The sequence below is a fragment of the Lactobacillus fornicalis genome (assembly GCF_055362665.1).
In genome coordinates this window covers 1-1,007 of sequence record NZ_JBLTIM010000077.1, presented here as the reverse complement: position 1 = coordinate 1,007, position 1,007 = coordinate 1, and the positions used below count along the sequence as shown (strand labels likewise).

The 1,007-nt window shown below is 34.5% G+C and carries 1 protein-coding gene and 1 pseudogene; one reads left to right on the top strand and one right to left on the bottom strand.

What is annotated here, in order from left to right; genetic code table 11:
• Window positions 1-342, bottom strand: a 342-nt coding sequence (locus ACNDLV_RS08220) for a YfhO family protein (RefSeq protein WP_498883109.1), incomplete at its 3' end; no start/stop codon positions are given.
• A gap of 374 nt (window positions 343-716) precedes the next feature.
• Between ACNDLV_RS08220 and ACNDLV_RS08215 the strand changes: the two are divergent.
• Window positions 717-1,007 (top strand): annotated as a pseudogene (locus tag ACNDLV_RS08215) (tyrosine--tRNA ligase); the annotation flags it as partial.

Below are 1,007 nucleotides of genomic sequence, written 5' to 3'. Positions count from 1 at the left end.
AGACGCAATCATAATTTTTATTAATATGATAGTATAAATAGCTATATTAAGTTGATTTGCAGGGAATAATAAAATGATAAAATTTAATGGACTTAAAAGATAATATCCCCAATTTCCAGCCATGCTACCGCCTAACCCATTGGAAAAGCTATAAGAAAAATCACTAAAATTTCCTATTAAGACATGGCGTAAATAGCCAAAAAATGAGTAATATTGCGTTGCAAGATCTCCGGAATTTGGAACTCCTCCGAAGTATGGATTAGTGCCAGTAATTAAACCTGCTAATAAAAAAATGAATGCAGATATTAATGCAGGAATAATACATTTAGGTATTTTTTTCATTTTTCTTTTTTCCTCTTAAGTAAAGTTTGATTTGATATTACGAACTCTTTTATTATAGCTTATATTTGTATTTGACAAAAAATTTAATTGTAACTGAGTATTGTTCATTGACTATTTTGTTACTACCTTATATTATATTGATAACACGAAAAAGAGAGTAGCCCCTTAATTCAGCGTTCAGAGAACTAGCGTTGTGGTGAGAGCTAGGCAGGTTAAGGTATGGCGAAGTACAAGTGTACGGGGCGCAAATCCTCGTTAGCAACTATAAAGGCGCTTTAGGCGCAAACGTGGGTGGTACCACGGCTATTTAATGATTATTAGTCGTCCCTTGATTTAATCAAGGGACGTTTTTTATTTATTCGATGGAGGAAATTATGGCAAAGTTTGACATTTTGGAAGACCTTAAATGGCGTGGAGCCATTAATCAACAAACCGATGAAGAATGTTTAAAAAAGTACCTTGCCGAACATGATGATTTGGCACTTTACTGTGGTACTGATCCAACCGGTGATTCACTTCATATTGGACATTTAATTCCATTTATGATTTTGAAGAGATTCCAATTGGCAGGTTACCACCCAGTAATTATTATTGGTGGTGGTACTGGCTCAATTGGTGATCCATCAGGTAGAAAGACTGAACGTGTACTTCAAAGTGATGAACAA